Origin of the sequence: Nocardiopsis mangrovi (assembly GCF_042653925.1) — a bacterium.
Lineage (GTDB): Bacteria > Actinomycetota > Actinomycetes > Streptosporangiales > Streptosporangiaceae > Nocardiopsis_B > Nocardiopsis_B mangrovi.
Window position 1 is genome coordinate 214,988 of record NZ_JBHSFQ010000005.1, and the last position, 21,698, is coordinate 236,685.

17 protein-coding genes are annotated in these 21,698 nt (G+C 74.2%); 6 read left to right on the plus strand and 11 right to left on the minus strand.

Going from position 1 to position 21,698, the window contains the following annotated elements; translation table 11 throughout:
* Positions 1 to 6 precede the first annotated feature (6 nt).
* Both ACFO4E_RS08290 and ACFO4E_RS08295 read right to left on the minus strand, forming a co-directional pair.
* On the minus strand, positions 7 to 2,727 hold the full coding sequence (locus ACFO4E_RS08290) for an FAD-dependent oxidoreductase (RefSeq protein ID WP_378572518.1): 2,721 nt from the start codon (positions 2,725 to 2,727) through the stop codon (positions 7 to 9).
* Positions 2,724 to 4,526 (minus strand): fatty acyl-AMP ligase, encoded by a 1,803-nt coding sequence (locus tag ACFO4E_RS08295; RefSeq protein ID WP_378572520.1) that lies wholly within the window; start codon positions 4,524 to 4,526, stop codon positions 2,724 to 2,726. The genes ACFO4E_RS08290 and ACFO4E_RS08295 overlap by 4 nt, the downstream gene beginning before the upstream one ends.
* 772 nt (positions 4,527 to 5,298) lie before the next feature.
* Between ACFO4E_RS08295 and ACFO4E_RS08300 the strand changes: the two genes are divergently transcribed.
* Complete coding sequence (locus tag ACFO4E_RS08300) at positions 5,299 to 7,794, plus strand: serine/threonine protein kinase (RefSeq protein WP_378572522.1); 2,496 nt, start codon at positions 5,299 to 5,301, stop codon at positions 7,792 to 7,794.
* 58 nt (positions 7,795 to 7,852) lie between these two features.
* Here the strand turns inward: ACFO4E_RS08300 and ACFO4E_RS08305 are convergent, their stop codons facing one another.
* Positions 7,853 to 8,695, minus strand: coding sequence for a DUF817 domain-containing protein (locus ACFO4E_RS08305; RefSeq protein ID WP_378572656.1), 843 nt, complete (start codon positions 8,693 to 8,695; stop codon positions 7,853 to 7,855).
* A 143-nt stretch (positions 8,696 to 8,838) separates the two neighbouring features.
* The gene (locus tag ACFO4E_RS08310) at positions 8,839 to 10,596 is read right to left on the minus strand and encodes a serine/threonine-protein kinase (protein WP_378572524.1); all 1,758 of its coding nucleotides are present in this window, start codon (positions 10,594 to 10,596) and stop codon (positions 8,839 to 8,841) included.
* A gap of 311 nt (positions 10,597 to 10,907) precedes the next feature.
* Between ACFO4E_RS08310 and ACFO4E_RS08315 the strand changes: the two genes are divergently transcribed.
* Complete coding sequence (locus ACFO4E_RS08315; protein ID WP_378572526.1) at positions 10,908 to 11,378, plus strand: NUDIX domain-containing protein; 471 nt, start codon at positions 10,908 to 10,910, stop codon at positions 11,376 to 11,378.
* 97 nt (positions 11,379 to 11,475) lie between these two features.
* Here the strand turns inward: ACFO4E_RS08315 and ACFO4E_RS08320 are convergent, their stop codons facing one another.
* Positions 11,476 to 12,369, minus strand: a complete 894-nt coding sequence (locus ACFO4E_RS08320; protein WP_378572528.1) for a serine hydrolase — start codon at positions 12,367 to 12,369, stop codon at positions 11,476 to 11,478.
* Positions 12,370 to 12,417: 48 nt separating this feature from the next.
* Positions 12,418 to 13,575, minus strand: a complete 1,158-nt coding sequence (locus ACFO4E_RS08325) for a hypothetical protein (protein WP_378572530.1) — start codon at positions 13,573 to 13,575, stop codon at positions 12,418 to 12,420.
* A gap of 936 nt (positions 13,576 to 14,511) precedes the next feature.
* On the opposite strand from ACFO4E_RS08325, the gene ACFO4E_RS08330 reads away from it, so the two are divergent.
* The 4 genes from ACFO4E_RS08330 (at position 14,512) to ACFO4E_RS08345 (ending at position 18,219) form a co-directional block, all read left to right on the plus strand.
* Positions 14,512 to 14,898, plus strand: a complete 387-nt coding sequence (locus ACFO4E_RS08330) for a group I truncated hemoglobin (RefSeq protein ID WP_378572532.1) — start codon at positions 14,512 to 14,514, stop codon at positions 14,896 to 14,898.
* Positions 14,899 to 15,177: 279 nt separating this feature from the next.
* Positions 15,178 to 16,311 carry a globin domain-containing protein gene (locus ACFO4E_RS08335; protein WP_378572534.1) on the plus strand — a complete coding sequence of 378 codons (1,134 nt, stop codon included), beginning with the start codon at positions 15,178 to 15,180 and terminating at the stop codon, positions 16,309 to 16,311.
* Positions 16,308 to 17,024: a DivIVA domain-containing protein gene (locus ACFO4E_RS08340; RefSeq protein WP_378572536.1), complete on the plus strand. Its 717-nt coding sequence runs from the start codon at positions 16,308 to 16,310 to the stop codon at positions 17,022 to 17,024. Before ACFO4E_RS08335 ends, ACFO4E_RS08340 begins: the two co-directional genes overlap by 4 nt.
* A gap of 352 nt (positions 17,025 to 17,376) precedes the next feature.
* Positions 17,377 to 18,219: a SigB/SigF/SigG family RNA polymerase sigma factor gene (locus ACFO4E_RS08345; protein ID WP_378572538.1), complete on the plus strand. Its 843-nt coding sequence runs from the start codon at positions 17,377 to 17,379 to the stop codon at positions 18,217 to 18,219.
* A 117-nt stretch (positions 18,220 to 18,336) separates the two neighbouring features.
* Here ACFO4E_RS08345 and ACFO4E_RS08350 read toward each other — a convergent pair whose 3' ends face one another.
* From ACFO4E_RS08350 to ACFO4E_RS08370, 5 genes are all read right to left on the minus strand, one after another.
* Positions 18,337 to 18,978: a vitamin K epoxide reductase family protein gene (locus ACFO4E_RS08350; protein WP_378572540.1), complete on the minus strand. Its 642-nt coding sequence runs from the start codon at positions 18,976 to 18,978 to the stop codon at positions 18,337 to 18,339.
* Positions 18,975 to 19,649, minus strand: a complete 675-nt coding sequence (locus ACFO4E_RS08355) for a DsbA family protein (protein WP_378572542.1) — start codon at positions 19,647 to 19,649, stop codon at positions 18,975 to 18,977. The genes ACFO4E_RS08350 and ACFO4E_RS08355 overlap by 4 nt, the downstream gene beginning before the upstream one ends.
* A gap of 131 nt (positions 19,650 to 19,780) precedes the next feature.
* The gene (locus ACFO4E_RS08360; RefSeq protein ID WP_378572544.1) at positions 19,781 to 20,200 is read right to left on the minus strand and encodes a hypothetical protein; all 420 of its coding nucleotides are present in this window, start codon (positions 20,198 to 20,200) and stop codon (positions 19,781 to 19,783) included.
* A 108-nt stretch (positions 20,201 to 20,308) separates the two neighbouring features.
* On the minus strand, positions 20,309 to 20,647 hold the full coding sequence (locus ACFO4E_RS08365) for a carbon-nitrogen hydrolase family protein (RefSeq protein ID WP_378572545.1): 339 nt from the start codon (positions 20,645 to 20,647) through the stop codon (positions 20,309 to 20,311).
* A 205-nt stretch (positions 20,648 to 20,852) separates the two neighbouring features.
* Positions 20,853 to 21,458, minus strand: coding sequence for a DedA family protein (locus tag ACFO4E_RS08370; RefSeq protein ID WP_378572658.1), 606 nt, complete (start codon positions 21,456 to 21,458; stop codon positions 20,853 to 20,855).
* Positions 21,459 to 21,698 lie beyond the last annotated feature (240 nt).

A 21,698-nucleotide genomic window follows, 5' to 3' on the forward strand; every position in this document is an offset into this window, starting at 1 on the left:
CCCTTCTCATACGCGGTCGAGTCGTTCTTCCGTTCCGCGGACGGCCTGATCCGATCCCGTCGCGGGCAGCTCACTCATGAGTCCGGCGAGGTGCAGTGCCACCGCGTCGGCGGTGGGCAGCTCCAGCAGCAGCGTCGGCGACACCCGGAAGCCCAGCCGCTCGGAGAGCTGCCCCTGCACTTCCGCGACGGCCAGCGAGTCCACCAGGTAGTCGTCGAGGGGAGCGTGCGGGTCGATGGCCTGCCCCGTCTCAGTGGCGATCCGCTCCAGCAGCCAGTCCCGGATCTCGGCGTGGCCCGGAACCGCGTCCGGCGGCATCGCCCCGGCCGCGTCCGCCCCGCTGGCTCCGCCCGGTTCCGTCGGGGCGCGGTCCGGGGACGCGGCGGAGAAGAAGCGGTCGGCGAGGTCCCGGGAATAGGCGACGGTGGTCTCGATCAGCTCGTAGCCGAGCAGGCCGCCCGCGTAGTACGTCCGGTTGCGGCCCTGCATGCGCTCGATGCGGTCGAGGACGCCTTCCGCCATGTCGGCGCTGGAGAAGTGCGGCATGAAGGGCCACCTGCGGACCAGCAGCACTTCCTCGACCCGCCCGCCCATACGGGCGACGTCCGCGCTGAGCCGGGCGTCCGCGTTCGCGCTGTCGAGGCCCTCGGCACCGTACAGGTAGCAGGTGTAGACGTCACTGTCGGCGTAGCGGTGGTGGTAGGCGACGCAGTGTCCGGGCTCCGCGGCGGCGGAGGTGTGCTCGCTCGCGAGGTAGAAGCCTTCACGGAACAGGCCCGATATCCGGCACACCACGGTGTAGTAGTCCACCGTGCGGATCCGCGAGGCGATGTCGCGTTCCTCTTCGGTGGTGTCGAGCAGGTGGGCCACCCGGTCCAGGGACGGGGTGACGACCAGGGCGTCGGCGTGCACCGGTCCGCCGCTGGTGTGCACCGTCACGCCGCCCCCGCTGCGGTCCACCGACTCGATCCGGGTGCCGGTCCGCACGTCCGGCAGTCTCTCCGCGACCCGCCGCCACAGCCGCGCGAAGCCGTCGCGGACGGTGAAGGTGCCCGCGTGCCCGGCCAGTTGCGGCCGGCTCGAGAACAGGCCCGTCATCTCGGCGTATTTGACGAAGTACAGGGCGGGGAGGTCACCGCGCAGGTGGCCGTAGCCCGAGGCGGTGTATCCGTCGCCCAGCGAATCGGCCATGGCGTCCAGGCCGTTGTCACGCAGCCAGTCCGCTACGGGCGCGGCCAGTTCCCGGGCGGAATGGGCCAGACCCGGCCGGTCGATGCGCGGGAAGCGCTCGCTTCGCAGGCGCGTGTAGCGCGTGAACGCCTCGGGCCGGAAGAACGCCGGGTCGGGCAGGCGGGCCGTCGCGCCGCCGGTGTCGTGGACGCGCGACGGTGTGGCGTCCTCGGTGTCGACACCGAGCTCGGCCGCAAGCCGGACCAGCTCCGCGTACTGGGGTGTGCAGATGTGGGCGCCCAGATCGTAGGCGCGGCCGTCCACCCGGACGGAGCCGGACTTGCCGCCCACCTCCGGATCGCTCTCCAGTACCACGGTGTGGTGGTTCAGCCGGTCGAGTTCGTGCGCGATCGTCAGCCCGGCGGCGCCCGCGCCGATGACGCACACCGTCGGCCGCCGATCCGGGCGGCCGCTCGGGCGGGTCGCCGGCCCGGAGCGGTGCGCGCCGGTACGGGCGCCGTGCGCCATGCGGTAGACGAGGGCCCGAACGTGGTTGACCGAGGCGGGCTCACGGGGCGACCTGGCCAGGGCGATGCCGAGCCCGTCGGGTGCGTTGGCCGGGTCGAACAGCAGTCCCTCGGCGACCGTGTCGTCCAGCGGGGCGTCGAACCGCAATTCGGCGATGGTGCGGTAGGGGTGCTCGTGCTCGGACCACGGTCGAGAGGGGTCGAGCGCGGAGCGGTTGGCGTCGGCGTCGGCACCAAGGGGGTGTAGCTGCACCTGGAGGAGGCCGGTGGTTCCGCCGGCGGCGACCTGTGCCCGAAGCGCGTCGCCGAGCAGGGTCGGCGGCCGTTGGTCGCCCGGGCCCCGCGGCGGGATGTGGGGCGGTGCCATGGGGAAGCGGAGGCCGCCGGGGTCGTGCCGCCCGCAGTCCGGCGCGCCGGCGGAGGGGACGACCCGGTAGCGGGCCAGCCACGGCCGCCCGGTGCCGTCCACGTAGGGGCGCGGTACCTGCGAGTGGTAGTGGTAGCGGGTGTAGTCGACGGGTCCGCGGACCTGCTCCCACACGGCGTCGCGCAGGTGGGGGTGTTCGCGTGCCAGCTCCTCCTTGTCGGCGTCGGTGCCGAAGGTGAACCGGTGGAACATGGCGGCGTCGCGCGCGAACAGGCGGCGTCCGGTGTTCAGGGTCAGGTTGAACGGGGAGCGGTCGGGGTCCGCGGGATGCGCGGGGTCCAGGAACAGCAGCGACAGGCCCCTGGTCGCGGGCGGGACCTCGTCGGCCCACTCGCCGCTGCTGTAGCGGGCGAACACCGGCAGGGCGCGACCCGGGGCGAAGAAGGGGTGCGGTGCGGGCCCCGGGTGCGCGACGAACACGGCCTCGCCGCGCACCGCCGCGCCGCCGGCGTGGAAGAAGCGCCGGCGGGTGCGGTGCGACGCCTGGGCCATCACCTCGAAGCGGCGCAGCAGCGCGCCGAAGTCGGAATCGATCCCGTCCAGGCCGGGGTCGTCGGGGCCGGCCGAGAAGCGCAGGCCGGGGGCCGCGCGGTGTCCGCTCACCGGAGCACCTCCTCGGGACGGGGGCCGGAGGCGGCGTCCATGTAGGCGGCCCGGCAGGCGCTGCGGCGGATCTTGCCGCTGGTGGTCTTGAGGACCAGGCCGCGCCCGCCCACGACGACGTCGCCACAGGTGATGCCGTGGGCGTCGGCGACGGCCTTGCGGACCGCACGCGAGACCGCCGCCCGGTCGTCCTCTGTCGGCTCGGCGCCGGTCTCCACCAGGACCACCAGCCGTTCGCCCGGTGCCTCGCCCGCACCGGCCGGCACCGCGAAGGCCGCGACGCCGCCGGCGCGGATCGAAGGGTGGCTGCCGCGGATGCTGTCCTCGATGTCCTGCGGGTAGTGGTTGTGGCCCCGGATGATGACCATGTCCTTCAGGCGCCCGGTGACGAACAGCTCGCCGTTGTGGAGGAAGCCGAGGTCGCCGGTGCGCAGGTAGTCGCGGGGGTCGCCGTCGGCCACCCGCGCCGCGAAGACCTCGCGGGTCCGGTCGGGCAGGCCCCAGTAGCCGCGTGCCTTGGTCACGGAGTCGGCCCAGATCTCGCCTACACGGCCCGACGCACACGGACGGCGGGTGTCGGGGTCGACCACGCGAAGGCTCGCGCCCGGCTTGGTGCTGGTGCCGCAGCCGTAGTAGACCGCAGCGGGCCGCTCCGGATCGTCGACGGGCACGGCCCGGCCCCGCCGGATGGCATCGGCGTCCACCCGCAGCGGCCCACTGCCGCCCATGGTGAGGCTCAGCGTGTGCTCCGCCAGGCCGTAGGTGGGGTAGAACGCGCTGCGGGCGAACCCCGCCTCGGCGAAGGCGTCGAGGAACCGCTCGACGGTGGCCGGCCGGATCAGCTCCCCGGAGGAGCCGGCGACGCGCATCGAGGAGAGGTCCCACGCCGCGCGCTGGGCGGGGGTGGTCTTGCGCACGACCAGGTCGAACGCGAAGTCCGGCGCGGCGGTGTGCGTCGCACGCACCCGCGAGGCGACGTCGAACCACACGGCCGGGCGCCGCAGGAAGCTCAGGGGGGACAGCACGTGGGTGCGGGCGGAGTGCCCCACCAGGGTGTTGAGCAGGAAGCTGATCAGGCCCAGGTCGTGGAAGTGCGGAACCCAGGTCACCGCGACGGTGTCGTCGCCCAGTCGCAGGTCGCGGGCGATGGAGTCCAGCTCGTGGTGGATGTTGCGGTGGCTGACGACCACACCCTTGGGGTCGCCGGTCGAGCCGGAGGTGTACTGGAGGAACGCGGGGGTGTCGATGTCCGCGGGATCATGCCAGTCGCGCAGGTCGGCGGGCGCATCGGGCGAGGACGGGGGGCGGTCGGTGTACTCCCAGGCCAGGTCGGGCCAGGTCGGGGCACCGGGCGCGGGCGGCTTGGCGCGGGCGCCCGCTTCGGCCAACTCCCGGTAGGCGCTGTGAGTGAGCACCAGCCGGGCTCCGGAGCTTTCGGCGATGGCGGCGAACACCCCGATGTCGTACGCCGGCTTGAACGGGTTCGGCGGGGCGACGGGGACCGGGACCAGCCCGGCGGCCTGGCAGCCCAGGAACGCGCTGATGAAGTCGAGCGAGGGCAGGTAGAGCAGGATCACCCGGTCACCTGGTGTGAGCCCGCGCCGCACCAGGCCGGCCCGGATTCGCTCCGCCTCGCCGGCCAGGCGGCGCACCGTCATGATTTCGGTGTCGTTGCCGTCGTCGTCGGTGAAGACGAACAGCTCGCGGTGGGGGACGCGCTTGTGGAGTTCGCGGAAGCGTGTCGGGACAGAGCGCTCGGCCCCAGTGGAGCGCGCGCCGCGCACATCGGTTTCTACCAAGGATCCCCCTATCAGACGGACACGGGATTCTCAAAACGGGGGGTGGACATGTGAAATAACAAATCCTCCGAGGATCAATATCACACATGCCTGACGACCGCACACCGGGAAATTCCCCCTGAGCCTACCCGAGCCAAGGGAATGCATCCGCAGCCTTTCCGACCAGCGATCGCCGGTGGCGAAACTTTTCGAATAACACTGCGAGCTGCACATCTGCCAATAAATTGAGGAGATCCACGGCGCGGCGGCGACGGCATGAATTCGACGCGAATTCGAATGATTTATGCCACACTTCATTCCGTAGCCCGCAGCGGCACGGCGCGGGCCGCCGCGCGGACCGCTCCGCAAAGTGTGCCGCCACGGCCTTGCCCGCCGCTCGGCGCACTTCCGGCACGTTCCGCACCGTCTGCGGATCCGCCTTCGCCTCCGGCCCTCACGGGCACCGGACGCGCTTCTCCGGCCGACGGTCCGGCGAATGGACGCGCGACCGACCGCGTCCCGCACCATGGCCGGGCGCTTATCCGCGATCACCGGAAACCTGGCACCGAAGCGACCGCGACCGATTCCTCGACCGAGGGCCGCGTCCACCCGGGATATCGTCGGCGACGGCGGGATGAGCGCCCGTTCCGCAACGCAAGGGCGCCCCGGTGCGGCCGGTGCGGGGACGACCGGCGCCGCCACCGCGCTGACCAGCGTTGTCGCGACGAATGCGCAGATGGCATAGTACTTCCGCGCGCGGGAACCCCTCCCCGGCTTGGACGACGGAACGACGATGACACCCCCTGATACAGGCACCCCCGGTCCCGGCGGCCAGCCCCTTCCCACTGGATTCGCCCCGCTCGTCGCCGGGGATCCGCTCGCCATTGGGCCGTTTCGGCTGGTCGGACGGGTCGGCGAGGGCGGCATGGGCGCCGTCTACGGCGCCCTCGACCCGGCCGGCCGGCAGATCGCGGTCAAGGTCATCCATCCGCGCCACGCCGCCGACCCGGCCTACCGCGCCCAGTTCGCGCGCGAGGTCGACCTGATCAGCCGCGTCGACGCCGAGTGCGCGCCGGCCTTCCTCGGCGCGGCGCCCGGCGCCGAACGGCCCTGGCTGGCCACGGAGTTCGTGACCGGCCGCACCCTCAAGGAACACGTCCGCGACAGCGGCGTCCTCACCGGGGACGCGCTGCGGTCCTTCGCCGCCGGTACCGCCGAGGCACTGGCCGCGGTCCACGCGGCCGGGGTCGTGCACCGCGACGTCAAGCCGGCGAACATCATGCTGTCCCCGGCGGGCCCCCGCGTGCTCGACTTCGGTATCGCCCGGGGTACCGGCGACCGCGACGCCGAGGCCGGCGTCTTCGGCACGCCCGGGTGGATCGCGCCCGAGCGGCTCTCCGGGGCGCCCGCCACGCCGCGCGCCGATGTGTTCGCCTGGGGCGGCCTGGTCGTCTACGCCGCGACGGGGCACGGTCCTTTCGGCTCCGGTGACACCGCGACACTGATCGCCCGGACCCGCGCGGCGGCCGTGGACCTCGACGGCGTCCCCGACGACCTGCTGCCGCTGGTGACCCGTGCCCTGGCGGCCGCGCCCGAGCAACGGCCCGACGCCGGAGAGGCGTTCCGCGAGGTCCTGGCCCTCACCGGCGAGGACACGCCGGAGGACGCCGGCGCCGCGCGCGTGCGGCTGCGCGCGATGCTGTCGCAGGCGTGGACCGGCTTCGACGTCGGCCGCGGCTTCGGGCCGTGGATGGCCGCGGCCGGGTCGGTGGCGCTGCTGTCGGGGTCGGCCGCCGTGGTCAGCGGCATGGCGACGGGTGCGGCGGCCGCGGGGGCGGCCGGGGCCTCGGGCGCGGCGGGAGCCGCCGCGGGCGGTGCGGGAGCGGTGGGGGCGGCCGGGGCCGCCGCGGGCGGAGCCGGTGCGGGCATGGCCGGCTCCGCCGCGGCCGGGGCGGGCACCGTCGCCGGGATGAGCAAGGCCACCGCGCTGATCGTCGCGGGGGTCACCGCGACGACCGTCGTCACCGGCGGCTGGATCGGCGGCCGGGTGTACGCGGGCGAGCCGGTCCTGCCCTTCGGCGCCGCCGAGCCCTCCGCGAGCGCCTCTCCCGAGCGCGAGGGCCAGGAGGTGGCCTTCCGCGGCATGTCCATCTGGATCCCCGACGACTGGACGGCCGAGACCGTCCTGGACACCTTCGGCGGGCCGAGCGAGCAGGGGAACGGCCCGGTCGAGGAATGGATCGTCCTCTACCCCGGCGGCCAAGAGGGCTGCGACAGCGTCGACTGGAGCTTCGGCGCCTCTCCCACGCCCGAGGGGTGCGACCACGTGAAGATCCTCGGACCGGCCGGCATCGAGTACGGCGGGACCGGCTACGGGCCGATCGACGAGGCCAACGACGACGGCACGCAGGGCATGTACCTCCCGGCCAGCGAGGTGCCCGGCTGCTCCGAGGGCGTCCCCACCTACACCCGGGAGGACGACCGCTACCGCGGCGAAGGCGACTGGGAGTACGCGACCCGCCCCGTGGGCGACGCCGACGCCTCCTACGCCGCCGGCTCCCTTGTGTGCATCAGTTTCCCCGACCCCGACGACTACAACGTCAACGAGGAGCTCTATCACGACCAGCGCACCTGGCTGCTGCCCGAGCAGGAGATCCTCGTCGTCGACAACTACGGCATCGACGCGATGGACGACATCCTCGCAGGTGCCGAATGGGGCGAGGCCGAGGACAACGGCCCGCAGACCGTCGACTTCCGCGCCCTGACCCTGGAGCTGCCCGGGTCGTGGGAGGTACGCCGCGAGACCACCTCGTTCGCGTCCACGGGAGCGGCGCCCGCCGTGGAGGACGAGTGGCTGTTCGTCGGCACCGACCCCGGTACCGGGTGCGGCTCCCCCGACTGGTGGGGCGGGCACTACGCGTGCCCGCACCTCAAGATCCTCGGCCCCGGCGGCATCGGCACCGGCTTCGCGGCCGCCACACTCACCGAGAACGACCCCTTCATGCCCCAGACGGAGCCCTATACCTGCGACCCCTCTGTCGAGGCGGCCGAATCGGAGCCGGCGGAGGAGGTACGGACCCTGGCCCCCATCGGCGAGCGCAGCGCCTTCTACCGGGTGTGGAACGTGCCGTGCACGGAGGCGGACGGCGACGGCGTCAGCACCGACGGCCCCACCCGCTACTACGAGCAGCGCTACTGGCTGCTCCCGGAGTCGGAGATCCTGATCGTCGACAACTACCGGACCGAAGGGCTGGCCGAGCTCTTGGAGCGCGCCGACCTGCCCGAGTAGGCGTCCGCGACGGCGCGGGGTGCGCCGGAGCCGGCCGCCGGGGGCGCCGCGGCCGCGCTCACCGCCCGTCCGCCCCCGGCACGGCTCCGCCCACCGGGGGCACGGGCTCCAGGCGTTCGCCCGGCCGCTTCCAGGCCGCCACCAGGACGAACGACACGGTCACCAGCAGCGCCCACGCGCCGAACTTCGCCGGGTGCACCATCGCCCAGGCGACCGACTGGTCGGGGTAGGTCCAGGCGCCCAGCAGGGTGGAGATGTTCTCCGCGACCCACAGGAAGAACCCGATGAGCACGAACGACAGGGCCAGCGGCATCCGCAGGCGTTCGACGCCCACGGTGTAGTGGACCCACGCGCCCCAGGTCGCCGCGACCATGCCCGCGGCCAGGAGGACGCGCGCGTCGGGCCACCAGTGGTGGGTGAGGAAGTTGGCGTAGATCAGGGCCGCCACCACCCCGGTGGCCAGCGGCCGGTACCCGGTCAGCCGCAGGTCCAGCAGCTTCCAGGCGCGCACCACGTAGCTGCCCACCGCCGCGTACATGAAGCCGCTGTAGAGGGGCACGCCGCCGATCTTGGTCCAGGCGTCGCCCGGATAGCTCCACGACCCCATACGCACCTTGAACAGCTCGAACGCGAGGCCCACCACGTGGAACCCGAGGATCGCCGCCACCTCGCGCCCGGTCTCCAGCCGCAGGGCCCAGAAGAGGGCGGTGAGGGCGATGCCGTAGATCAGGAGGGCGTCGTAGCGGGGAAGGGGCAGCGGGACGACGGCCGACGCGGCCAGCCCCGCGAAGATGCCCGCTGCGAAGGCGCACGACCACGCCTGGAGCCACGCGAACCGCAGGAGCAGCGCCATGGCGCGCGCGGCGCGCCCCCTGATCCGCCGTCCGGAAACGATGTGCATCACGGTGGGACGCCGCGGGGGCGCCCGGGGTTCGCCGCAGAGGCGCGCGACCGCTCGGCCCCGTGAACAGCGGTGCCCGGCCGGGGACCGCCCGGCCGGGCACGTGTGGCGTCGCGCCGCCGCCCGCCGGGGGCGGGCGGGCCTCAGCCGAAGAAGCCGTTGTAGTACAGCGCCCCGTTGGTGGCGGCGACGACCGCCGCGGCCAGGAGCACACCGGTGACGAACCCGGTGCGCAGCGAACGGATCAGGTACTCCAGCGCGACCACGTTGTTCAGCAGGAAGTAGCCGAGGAACAGCGCCTGGAAGAAGCCGTCCGCCGACAGGATCGTCTCGTAGTAGAACGGCTGGCCGGTCCACACCCCCGACTCGGTCGTGAACCACTGCCAGGCGTAGGAGGCGCCCCACCCCAGCGGGATCTGGATGATCGGGATGATCAGCAGCGGGATGAGCTTCACGAAACTCCACAGCCCCGGCTGGTCGGCCTGGCGCGACTGCGCCTGTGCGCGCCGGGTGGCCTGCTCCTCGGCGCGCATGCGCTCGCGGTGGGCCCGCTCGGCCTCCTGGCGGCGCCGTTGCTCGTCGCGCTCCTCCCGGCGGCGCTGCTCCTCGCGGCGGCGGCGGAGCTCATCGGCCTCTTGGCGGCGCTGCTCCTCGGCGGCGCGGCGGGTCTGGTCGGCACCGCGCCGCGATCCGCCGTACAGGTCGGCGTAGTCGTCGCCGCCCTGCCCCCCGGCGGGCGGCATGGCGGCGGTGGGCGGTGCGCCGGCCCCGGGGTCCTGGCCGTAGACGGCGGTCTTGGGGTGGTCGCCGTAGCCGCCGGTGGGCTGGTGGGGGTACTGGGCGGTACGGTCGCCCTGGGCGCCCATGGCGGCGGTGGGGTCGGCGCCCGCCTGGGTGGCGGCGCGGGTGGCCTGGTCGTTGCCGAGCAGGTGGGCGGCCGCGGCACCGCCGGCGGCACCGGCCGCCGCCGCGCCCAGGACCGAGGTGGCGCCCCCGGCGCCGGCGGCACCGGTGGTGGTGGGGGCACCGCTCAGGGCGGCGTTGACCTTGCCGACCTGGGCGCGCACGCCGTCCATGACGTGCGGGGGCAGCCAGGAGTCGCTGATCGGGACGTCGCCCAGCGCGTCGAGGACGTCGCCGGGACCGGGCCGCCGCCGGGCGTCCTTGGCCAGGCAGGCCGCGACGATCCGCTGGAGCGACGGCGGCACGGCGGAGAGGTCGGGCTCGTGCTGGATGATGCGCATGACCATGGTGGGCATGGCGCCCTGGCCGAAGGGGCCCACGCCCCCGGCGGCGAACACGAGCACGGCGCCGAAGGCGAACATGTCACTGACCGGGGTCAGCGACTCGCCCTGGATCTGCTCGGGCGACATGAACCCCGGGGTGCCGATGATCGACTGGGTGGCCGCGGTGCCGTCGGTGGCGCGGGCGATACCGAAGTCGATGACGCGGGGGCCGTCCTCGGCCAGCAGGACGTTGCCGGGCTTGAGGTCGCGGTGGATGAGCCCGACCCGGTGGATCTCGGTGAGGGCTTCGGCCAGGCCCGCGGCCAGGACGCGCAGGGTGGGCTCGGGCAGGCCGCCGTGGTCGCGCACGGCGTCGTCGAGGGGCAGCGACGGTACGTAGGAGGTGACCAGCCAGGGGACCTCGCCGTCGGGGTCGGCGTCGATGACCGGAGCGGTGAAGGCCCCGCTCACCTGCCTGGCCGCTGTGACCTCACGGGCGAACCGTTCCCGGAAGGAGGCGTCGGTGGCCAGGTGCGGGTGGATCCGCTTGACGGCGACGGCGCGCCCGCCGGCGGAGCGGCCGAAGTACACCTGACCCATGCCTCCGGCGCCCAGCCGCCCGATCAGCCGGTAGCGGCCGATCCTCTCCGGGTCGCCGTGCTCCAATGGGCCCACGTCTGAACCTCCGCATTCGCCGCCGTGTCGTGGAATCCCTGAGATCGTAGCCACATCCGGGCGTACCGGGCGCAGCCGTGCGTCTCCGGGATCGTCTGCCAGGGAGACGCCCAGTCTAGGTGCTGGGATGTCACAGGGCGCACGCGCGTCGGTCGGGCCCCTTGTCCCCGGCGCCACGGTTTCGTCGCCGCCGGTCCCGGGCGGCCGGTCGGCGGCCGGGGCGGCGGGGCCGGCACGCGGGCAACGGGCGGGCGGCGCGCCGGTGGCCGCCCGGCGTCGCCGTCGCCGCCGCCACCTCATACCCTGCCGGTATGCCGCAACAGTTCCTCCCGCCCGAGCAGTGGTTCGCGTCCCTGCCCACCGCCTATCTGGCCGCCTTCGGGCTGATCACCGACGAGTCCGGCCGGGTCCTGCTGGTCGATCCCAACTACCGGGAGCACTGGACGCTGCCCGGAGGGGTCGTGGAGGACGGGGAGGCCCCCCACCTGGCGTGCCAGCGGGAGGTGGCCGAGGAGGTGGGGCTGGAGAGGACCGCGGGCGCGCTGCTGGCGCTGCAGTGGAGCGCGCCGCGGGGGCGGCGCCCGAAGCCGTTCTGCTCGTTCGTGTTCGACTGCGGGAGGGTCCACTCCGGCGTCGCGATCACGTTGCAGGAGGAGGAGCTGGACGGCTACGCGTTCGTCGAGCCCCGCGCCGCGGTGGGGATGCTCGATCCGGCGCTGTCGCCGCGGCTGGCGGCGGCGCTGCGCGCACGTGAGGAGGGCGGCACCGTCTACGTGACGTGACGTGACGGCCGCCGCCGCGGGGCCGGCCGGCGGCGCGCCCCCTCGGTCCGGTGTCGCCGCGCCGCGACCGCCGTCGCGAGCGGGGACGGGGCGGGGGTCAGCGCGTGCGCAGCGCCTCGACCGCGGTCTGCGCGGCCCTGCCCATCGCGAGGTCGACGTCGATGCGCCGGGTGTCGAGCGACCGGGTGGCGGCGAAGACCGCGATGGCGTACCGGCCCCCGTCGGGGTACTCGGCGACGCCCGCCTCCATGTGCAGCCCCGGCAGGGTGCCGGTCTTGGCCGCGATGCGCACGCCGGGCGGGAACCCGGAGGACAGCCGGGTCCACAGGATCTGCCGGGCCATGTGGGCGCGCACGACGGCGCAGGCCGCGGGCGGGCCGGCCTGGTCGCGCCAGACCATGGTGAGCAGGCGGGTGATGTCGCGGGGGGTCGAGGAGGTGGCGGCCCCGGGGTCGAGCACGCGCAGGGAGCGGACCCGGCCCTCCTCCAGGGTCGGGTAGATCCGGGCGAAGTCGGCGTCGTCCCGGGCGCCGACGTCGGCGAGCATCGACTCCAGCTGCTCCCGCGGCCCGCCGATCACGCGTGTGCGCTCCAGCCCGAGCCCGGCGGCGAGCGACCGCACGGCGTGTGCGCCCACCCGGCGCAGCAGCAGGTCGGCGGCCGTGTTGTCGCTGACCGACATGGCGGAGTGCGCGAGGTCGCGCAGCGACATCTCCACATCGTCGGCGAAGCCCGCCGCCTCCCACCCGTCGAGGCGGTCGGCGGCGCCCACCACGACGCGCTCGGTGGGGTCGATCCGGCCGGCCTCGGCCTGGCGGCAGAACTCCAGGACGGTCAGGATCTGCGCGATCGACGCGATGACCACAAGCTCGTCGGCCCGCCAGGCGATCTCGCCGTCGCCGGCGTCCGCGCGGTCCAGGTCGGCCACGTGGAGCCATGCGTCCATTCCGACGCGGGCGAAGTCGTCGGCGATGCGTTCCTCGGTGGTCACCGGGACACGGTACTCGGTCGGCCGCATATCGGGTCATAGGCGGTCGTCTCAGGTACCCGCGGCGGCCTGCGGGTCCTCCGGGGCCGCCGGATCCGCGGCCTGCCCGGCTCCGCGGCCGCACTCCGCACAGGTACCGCGGCGGCGCAGCCGGTAGGCGAGCGCGGCGAGGGCCAGTGCCGCGCCCCAGGCCGGGAACAGCGTGGTGGGCAGGGTGCCCAGGAGCGTGATGTCCGCGGTGCCGTCCGCCCCGCTCGCGACCAGCTGGGCGTGGCCCGACACCATCGCGATGCCGCCGAGCAGGATCAGGACCGATACGAGGGACGCGGGGACGACCGCCAGCGCGATGGGGACCCGCCGGCCGGCGAGGCCGATCATCCAGCGGGGGAACACCTCGCCCCACCGCTGCACGAGACCAAGGGTGAGAACCGCACCCACCAGCCCGAACGTGGCGAGGAACAGCCCCGATGTCCACGCCCCCGTCTCCCGTCCCTCCCTCAGGAACCGCTCGCTGATCCCCAACGGGATCCCCAGCGCCCAGGCGTAGCGCGTCGCGGCGTAGAGCACCGGGACGGCGACGGCCACGGCGACCGCGACCCGCCCCCAGCGCGCGGCGGCGGCGGGCGCGGCCCAGCCCGGCACCCCTTCCCCGCGCCCGCACCGAAGGCAGGCGTCGCCGCTGCGGCGCGCGTAGGTGACGGCCGCACCGAGCCAGATGAAGCCGCCGACCAGGCAGAAGACCTGGTTCGCGATCGCCCCGTCGAAGGAGTCCAGCCAGATCCCGCCCACGTCGGCGCCGGTCAGCAGGCCGACGATCGCATAGGGGGTGTAGCCCAGCAGGATCAGCAGCCCCACGTCCGCCATCGCCAGCAGCAGCACACCGGCCAGCGCGGCGGCGGCACCGATGATCAGCGGCCGCCCCGCACGGACCCCGCGGGCCATCGCGGCGCCGAGGAGGGCGGCCGGGATCCCGGCCAGAACGACGACCGCCCAGGCCGCCTCCGGCCCGGCGCGTCCGAGGAGCGCGCCCACGGTGGGGTGGACCCGCCCTTCGGCGAAGGGGAACCCGTCGCCGGTCAGAGCCCAGTAGGCGCCCAGGGCCGCGTAGCCGAGCGACCACAGCGCCGCCGCAGCGGGGGCGTGGTCGCGCCATGCGGCACCGCTCCGCGCCCATGGCGCCACGGCCGTCCGTCCGGCTCCGTTTAGCATGTCGTCCTCCCCGCCCCCGCGCGGCCCGCATCATCGCGGGCGGCGTCGCCCGGAGGTTCACATCCGATCCTCATAGGGCGCTCCGCCCGTCGCCTCCCGCACACGAGGGGCCCGGTGGCCCCGTTCTCCCCCGGGCGGGGGAGAACGCCACCGCCCCCCGGGGAGCCGGTGGCGGCGGGGGCCCCGATGCCGCCGACGCCGCGCCGGCGGGCGGGGCGGGCTCCGCGGCCGCCGGACGGACGGCACCGCCCCGTCGGGGCGCCGGGCGCTCCGCGGCACGGGACGGGACGGAGGAGGATCGGCGGCCGTCTCGACGCGCCCGGGACCAATGTCCCGATTCCGATGCGGACACCCGGAGTCGCGGGGAGGTGGCGCAGCGCACGGGTGCGGGTCTTCCTGCGGCTCCTCCCCTCCCGGGCCGGCGCGGCCCGTCCGGCGGCCCCGGAGTCAGGGGGCCGCGCGGGCGTCCCCACGGACCCCGGGCATCACAGATCACCGGAAACAAGGACCAAAGACCCAAACGGCCGATCGCGCGGCACACGGTCGATTCCCGGCCCCGAACCGCGCGGCCCGGTATCCCGCCACGGGTCCGGCTCACGAGTGCGGATCGGATCCGACGACCGGCGGTGACGACCGGTGGCGGAGCGCCGCCGCCCGCCCCCGATCGCCGAACGTCCCGTATGACGTGCGAAGACGCAACGGACCGCGCGACGCCCGGCCGCGGGTCGGACGCCCCGCACCGCGGCGGCGGCCCGGCCGGTCCGGCGCCGCGCACCGCCTCCGCGGGGCACGCCGGGGCGTGCCGGCGGCGGCCCGCGAGGGCGTTTCGCGGACCTTTGACCCGGCGGAACCGGCGTCGTATGGTCATCGCTCGAACCGGCGGTCATCCACCGTGTTCGCTCCGCGCCCCCCACTCCCCACACGAGGAGTCCGTCCATGACGAACCCTGCGCCGACCGTTTACGACCGCATCGGCGGCTACGAGGCCATCGAGGCCGTGGTCGACGACTTCTACGTCCGCGTCCTGACGGACGAGCGGCTGGCGGGCTTCTTCACCGGCACGAACATGTCGCGCCTCAAGGGCCGCCAGGCCGAGTTCTTCGCCGCCGCCCTGGGCGGGCCGGTCACCTACACCGGCCGCGGCATGAAGGAGGTCCACGAGGGGATGGACATCGGCGACGAGCACTTCGAACGCGTCGCCCTTCACCTCGGCGAGGCCCTGCTGAAGGCCGGGGTCCCCGAGGGGACCGCGGACGAGATCATCGCCGCCGTCGCGCCCCTGTCCGGGGACATCGTCACCCGCGCCGGCGGCTCCGCGAGCTGACAGGACCGCCCCGCGTCCGTCCCGGAGGCCGGCGCCGCCGGTCCCGCGCCACCGCCCGGGCGGGCTCCCCGGCCGCCATTTCCGCCATGGCCGCCATCGCCGGCCGCGGCCTCCGGGGGCGCTCCGCACCCGTTGTGACACGTCCGATTCCAACGCACACGCGCCACCGTTCCGGGACGCCGCGGGCGATCGCGGTCGCCCACGGCCCCGGCGGGGCCATGAGGACACGAGCATGCGCTTGCCAACCGTGCCGCGCCGCCGCCGGGAGGGATCCCGACCGTGGACGTGACACGCCTCAAATCCAGCTGGCAGCAGGTCGCCGAGTACGGGGACGAAGTCCCTCTGTTCTTCTACTCGTCGCTGTTCCTGACCCACCCCGAGGTGCGCTCACTGTTCCCGGTGAGCATGGCCCTCCAGCGCGACCGCCTGGTCGGCGCCCTCGGCCGGATCGTCTCCGACGTCGACCGGGTCGACGAGCTGGTCCCCTTCCTCCAGCACCTCGGGCGCGACCACCGCAAGTTCGCGGTCCTCGCCGAGCACTACCCGGCCGTAGGCGAGGCCCTGCTGCACACCCTGTCCCACTTCCTCGGCACGCGCTGGACATCCGATCTGGCCGCCGACTGGACCGCGGCCTACGGCCTGGTCGCCCAGGTGATGACCGAGGCCGCCGACGCCTCGGCGAAGGAGACCCCGCCCTGGTGGGACGCGACCATCGTGTCGCACGACCGGCGGGCGCCCGACCTGGCGGTCATGACCATCGAACCGCATCAGCGCCTGAGCTTCCGCCCCGGCCAGAGCCTGGCGGTCGAGACCCCGCTGCGCCCGAACCTGTGGCGCTACTACACGCCGGCCAACGCGCCGCGCGTCAACGACACCATCGACCTGCACGTGCGGGTGGTGGGCGGCGGCCCGGTGAGCACCACCCTGGTCCAAGGGGTGCGCGTCGGCGACGCCCTGCGGCTGGGCCCGCCGGTGGGCGAACGCCTCACCCTCAGCGGCCGGGAGGACGTCGTGCTGATCGCCGGGGGCACCGGGATCGCACCGTTCAAGGCGCTCATCGACCAGGTCAGGTCCGAGGGCGGCGACCGCCGCGTGTACCTGTTCGCGGGCGGCCCGACGCGGCGCTCCCTCTACGACCTGCGCGCCCTGCGCGCGCTGGCCGAGGCGCAGCCCTGGCTGCGCGTGGTCCCGTGCGTCTCGCGCGAGGCCGCCTCGGACGGGGTCGAGGGCGGGGACGCGGTCGATGTGGCGCTGCGCCACGGCCCCTGGCGCAGCGAGTCCGTCTACGTCTGCGGCTCCCCCGACATGGTGGCCGGATCCGTGCACCGTCTCGCCGAGTACGGCCTGCCGCGCGAGCGCGTGCACGTCGAGGAGTTCACCACCGGCACCGAACCAATCGGAGGCATCTCGTGACTGCACGCGAGGACACGGGGGCGCTGCGGCGCTCCCAGCCGCGGCTCAGTCCCGAACGCGTGCGCAACCAGGATTTCCCGCGTGCGTCGCTGGGCAGGCGCGGCTACGACGAGCAGGAAGTGCGGATGTTCATCGGCCGCGTCGCCGAGGACATCGCGGCCGGCGACGCCGAGCGGTCGAGCCTGCGGTCGGAGATCGAACGGCTGCGCCAGCGGTTCCGGGACCAGCAGTCCGCGCCCCCCGAGCCGCGGCCGAGCGGCCCGCCCGCCGACGCCGTCAACCTGCTGTCGGCGGCCCAGCAGCAGGCCGACGCCTACGTCGCCCAGGCCCAGGAGTACTGCCGCCAGCTCACCGAGCACGCGCGGCGGCAGGGCGAGGAGATCATGAACGAGGCGCGCGCCCACGCCGAGGAGGCGGCCGAGGCCGCGGTGGCGGAGTACCGCGCGGGGTCCGGGGCGCGGCACAGCGCCGACCTGGAGGAGATCGAGCGGCGCGTGGCGTGGCTCCAGTCGTTCTCCCGCGCGGTGCAGATCCAGATGCAGGCCGCCAGCGACGCGTTCTCGCGGGAGATCATCCGGCTCGGCGACCTGTCCAGCGGCGGCTTCCAGGACCCGCGCTCCGACACCCCGGCCCCGGACACGCCTCCCGTCACCGGATCGCCGCACCCGGACGCCCTCCGCTCCGGGCCCGAACGGCCCGACCAGCGACGCTGACGGAGGGCGGCACCCCCGTGCCGCCCTCCCCGCGGCGGCGACCCACCGTAGGGATTCATCACGTTCCGTGACGTATACCCGTGCCCGGGGCTGTTATGCGAAGGAGGGGCAAAACCTCCCCCATCGCTTGGTAGCAGGGTTGGCGCACGCGAACACGTCCCGTAGTGTCGAAATCGTTGTGCAGCAGGTCCGACAGCGTGGCCTCAAACGCCATCACATGCGTCCCTGCGATCACCGCCGGAGCCATCCGCCGGGAGATCTCGAACCCGGCCGCCCGGCACGACCGCGGGGGCCGATCCGCACCAGGGCATGTGATCGGCGGTCCCACTCCGTAGAAGCAGGGAACGTCACGATGCGCTCATCGAGCACGCTCCGCAACCGGAAAGAGACCGCACCCCCGCTTCCGCGGCGTCCAGCGCGAAGCGGCAGATCAGACGAGGCGTACTACGCCTCGACCCGCGAGCTCTTCGACGAGCTCGCCCGCACCGAGAAAGGCGACCCCCGGCACGAGGAGATCTACCGTGCCCTGGTCGACCTGCACTCTCCGGTGATCCGGCGCATCGCGCGCCGCTACCGCAACCGCGGGGAGCCCGAGGAGGACCTCCGCCAAGTGGTGACCGTCGGCCTGGTCCAGGCCATCCGGGACTTCGATCCCGACTACGGCAAGGAGTTCATCTCCTACGCGCTGCCGATGATGACCGGCGAGGTCAAGCGGCACTTCCGCGACCGCACGTGGGCCATCAGGGTCCCGCGCAAGCACCAGGAGAAGCGACCGGAGCTCAACCGGGTGACCTCGACGTTCGCCCAGGAGCACGGCCGGTCTCCGACGGTCGCCGAGATCGCGGAGCTGCTGGAGATGACCGTCGACGAGACGCTGGAGCTCATCGACGCCTCGGCCGCCTACAGCGCGCTCTCCCTCGACGTGCCCTTCGGGGCCGACGAGGAGGAGAAGACGCTCGGCGACACGCTCGGGGAGGAGGACCACGCCCTGGAGAGCGTCGCGGACCGCGCGTCGCTCCGGCCGGCGCTGGCCACGCTCTCGGCGCGCGACCGCAAGATCGTCCTGCTGCGGTTCGCCGGGAACAAGACGCAGGCGCAGATCGCCGAGATCGTCGGGCTGTCGCAGATGCACGTGTCGCGCACCCTGGCGGCTTCGCTGGCCAAGCTCCGGGCGCAGCTCGTGCCCGATATGTAGCCGGATCCCGGCGGCGCACCATGGGCCGGGCCCCGGACCGCCGCGAGCGGTTCCGGGGCCCGGCCCATTCGTGCCGCCGCCGGGAGAGGTGCGCGTCCGCCACCGGCGTCCGGGGCGCTAGAGCAGGCTGCTCCAGCTGTCCCGGAAGGCGTGCAGGATCGCGCCGGCGACGGCGATCGCCCACACGGTGAGCACCACCGTGTGGTTGCGCGCCAGCGCGTCCAGCGGCCGGTGCAGCCCAGGGGGTACGCGGAGGTGGCCGGCGCGCAGGTTGTGCAGGGTGACGTACCAGAAGACCGGGACCGTCACCGCCCACACCGCCATGCAGTAGGGGCACAGCGCCCCGATCCGGTACAGGCTCTGGAAGATCAGCCAGTGCACGAACCCGGCGCCGAAGACGGTGCCCGCCTGCAGTCCGAGCCAGAACCAGCGGCGGAACACGCCCTCCGCCAGCAGCGCCGCGCCCACGGCGGCCACGATCGCGAAGCAGGCCACCCCGATCACCGGGTTGGGGATGTCGCCGAACGCGGTCGCCTGGGGGGTGTCCATCACGGTGCCGCAGGACAGCACCGGGTTGATGCTGCACGCGGGGACGTGGTCCGGGTTCTGCAGGACCCGGACCTTCTCGACCAGCAGGGCGCCGGCGGCGGCCAGGCCGATCGCGCCCCCGGCGGTGAGCAGCCAGGGCAGCGCGCGGCTGATGACCGGCACCGCGGCGCCGGGGGCCGGCCGGGGCGGGGCGGCGGCGGGCGCTGTCACGACAGCTCCCGGTCGATCATCGCCGACAGGGTCCCGTAGGAGGGCATCGGGTCGGTCTGGCGGCCGTTGACGAAGATGGTCGGGGTGCCCTGCACGCCCAGCGCCAGGCCGTCGTCGAAGTCGGCGCGCACCCGGTCGAGGGTGGCCGGGTCGGCGGCGTCCTCGGCGAACCGCTCGGTGTCGAGGCCGAGCTCTTCGGCGAAGCCCTCGAACTCCCCGGCCTTGGACTCGCCGGACTCGCCCCACTCCTCCTGGGTCTCGTACATCTTGATGTACATCTCCTCCAGCTCCCCCTGCCGCGCGGCGGCCTCCACCGCTGTGGCGGCGGTCTCGGAGTTGGTGTGGCCGGGCATGGGGAAGTAGCGGATGACCAGGTTGATGCGGCCGTCGTAGTCCTCGCGGAGCCGTTCCATGATGGGGAACTGGGCGCGGCACGCCTCGCATTCGAAGTCCAGGAACTCCACCACGGTCACCTCGGCGCCGGGCGCCTCGGCGAGGTAGTGGCTGTCCTCGCGCACCAGCAGGTCCTCCGGTGCCGGGGCGGAGGGGGACGCGGCGGATTCGGCCGCGCCCTCGGAGGGGGCGGATCCCCCGGCGACGACGACGAACGCGCCGAGGGCGAGTGCGGACGCGGCGATGAGCGCCAGCGTGATGACCAGGTTCTTGCTCATGTGGTGGTGCATCCAGATCTGGTGGGCCGGGCGCGGCGGGCGCGGCGGGAGGGGCCCGCGGCGCCGGGGGCGCGCGGGACGGGGGGACCGGACCGGGGCACGCGGGTGGAGCGCGCCCACTGGCGGTCGGCCTAGACCCTCCGGATGCAGAGGGAGGTGAGCAGCCGCGCGCCGCTGGGCCGGGGACCGGCGTCGGGGACCAGCCGCCATGGGCGGGACGGCGGGGCCGACCACGCGGCGGCGGCCAGGACCGCGGCGTGCGACAGCAGCATGGGCCCCGATCCGTCACCGGATCGGGGCGCGATGGCGGATCCCGCACCGACGTCACACACGGGGCCCGTTTCGGGGTCGTCGTGCGCGGCGGGCGCCGTCCCCGCTTCGCCGGGCGTGACAGCGGCCGTGGCGGGGGCGGGCGCGGCGGCGACGGCCGCCGGTGCGGCCGGGACCACGGAGTGGCAGATCGCGCAGAGGGCGTAGGCCATGACCGCCAGGCACAGCAGCACCGCGCGCGGCGAGCTGCGCGGTCCGCGGATCCCGGTCGGCCGTCTCACGATCCGAGAGCCTATCCCGCCCCGCACGCACCCCGGATCCGGGTCACCCGCCCTCACGGAGGGGCCGCCGGCCGGCCCGCGGCGTTGACCTGCCGGCCGGCCGACGGGTCAGCGCCCCGGGCGGCGGAACGGGCCGAGGCATCCGGCCGCCATCGCCGCGAGTGCCGCGACACACAGCCACGCGAAAGCGTCGCCGATCACCGAGTAGACCGTGGTGACCCCCCGGGTGGGCACGTAGGCGACCATGGTCTGCTGCCCAGTGGCGAAGTAGTCGGTGGCCGCCAGCGTCCGCCCCTGGTGGTCGACCGCGTTGGCGCGTCCGCGGCTCGCCTGGCGGAACAGGGAGAAGCCGTTCTCCACCGCCCGGAACACCGCGTTGCGCGCGTGCATCTCCTTGATGCCCTCCCAGGTGTTGGCGCTGACCAGCATGATGGGGGGATGTCCCATGCGGCCTGCATGGCGAACAGGGAGAGCGCGGTCCCGGCCAGGAGCCAGGCGTAGCGGACCGGTCGCGGCGGGCCCGTCCGGGCGGCGGCGGCCGGGCCGTCCGCCGGGACGGTGTCGTGGACGGGGGCGTTCGGTGTCATGGGCGGCCGTTCTCGTCGTCGGGGTCCGGGAGGCGCGGGAAGAGGGAGCGGGGGCGGCGTGCCGCTCACCGGCGGGCGTGACGGGACGCGCGGCGGGCGGCTGAGACCGCGCGCAGGCGCACCGCGATGAAGCAGAGCGCGGCGACGGCGACCGCGGCGGCGACCGCCTTGGAGGCGATGCCCACGTAGCCTTCGACCAGGTACCAGCTCTCGCCCAGCAGGTAGCCGGCGAGGATGAACGCGGTGTTCCAGATGAGGCTGCCCAGGGCCGTCAGCCCCAGGAACCCCGCAACGGGCATGCGCTCGATCCCGGCGGGCACCGAGATCAGGCTGCGGAAGATCGGGATCATCCGGCCGAAGAAGACCGCCATGGGCCCGTAGCGCCGGAACCACCACGCCTCGGTCCTGTCGAGGTCGGAGACCTTGACCAGCGGCACCCGCGCCGCCATCGCCCGGAACCGGTCGCGGCCCAGCAGCGCCCCGACCCAGTAGAGGGCGAGGGCGCCCGCGGTCGAGCCCGCCGTGGTCCACGCGATCGCCTCGGCGAGGCCCAGGTCGCCCCTGCTCGCGGCGAACCCGGCCAGGGGCAGGATCGCCTCGCTGGGGATCGGCGGGAACAGGTTCTCCAGCGCGATGGCCAGGCCCGCACCGGGGCCGCCGAGAGCCTCCATCAGCCCGACCACCCATCCGACGAGCCCGTCGTCGGGATGGGCGGCGGTCGCGAGGGGAACGGGCGCGATCGTCACGTGGCACTCCTGGCATCAGGCATCGGGGCGAACCGCCCCGAGGGCGAGAACCCCCGAACGGGGCGAGGCCCCCCGAACGGGGCGGTCCAGCAGTGCCCGGGGGCACCACCGAAACGCTAGGAGCGCGGCGGCCCGCGTCCCACGGGGTCGACCGCCCAGGTCGCG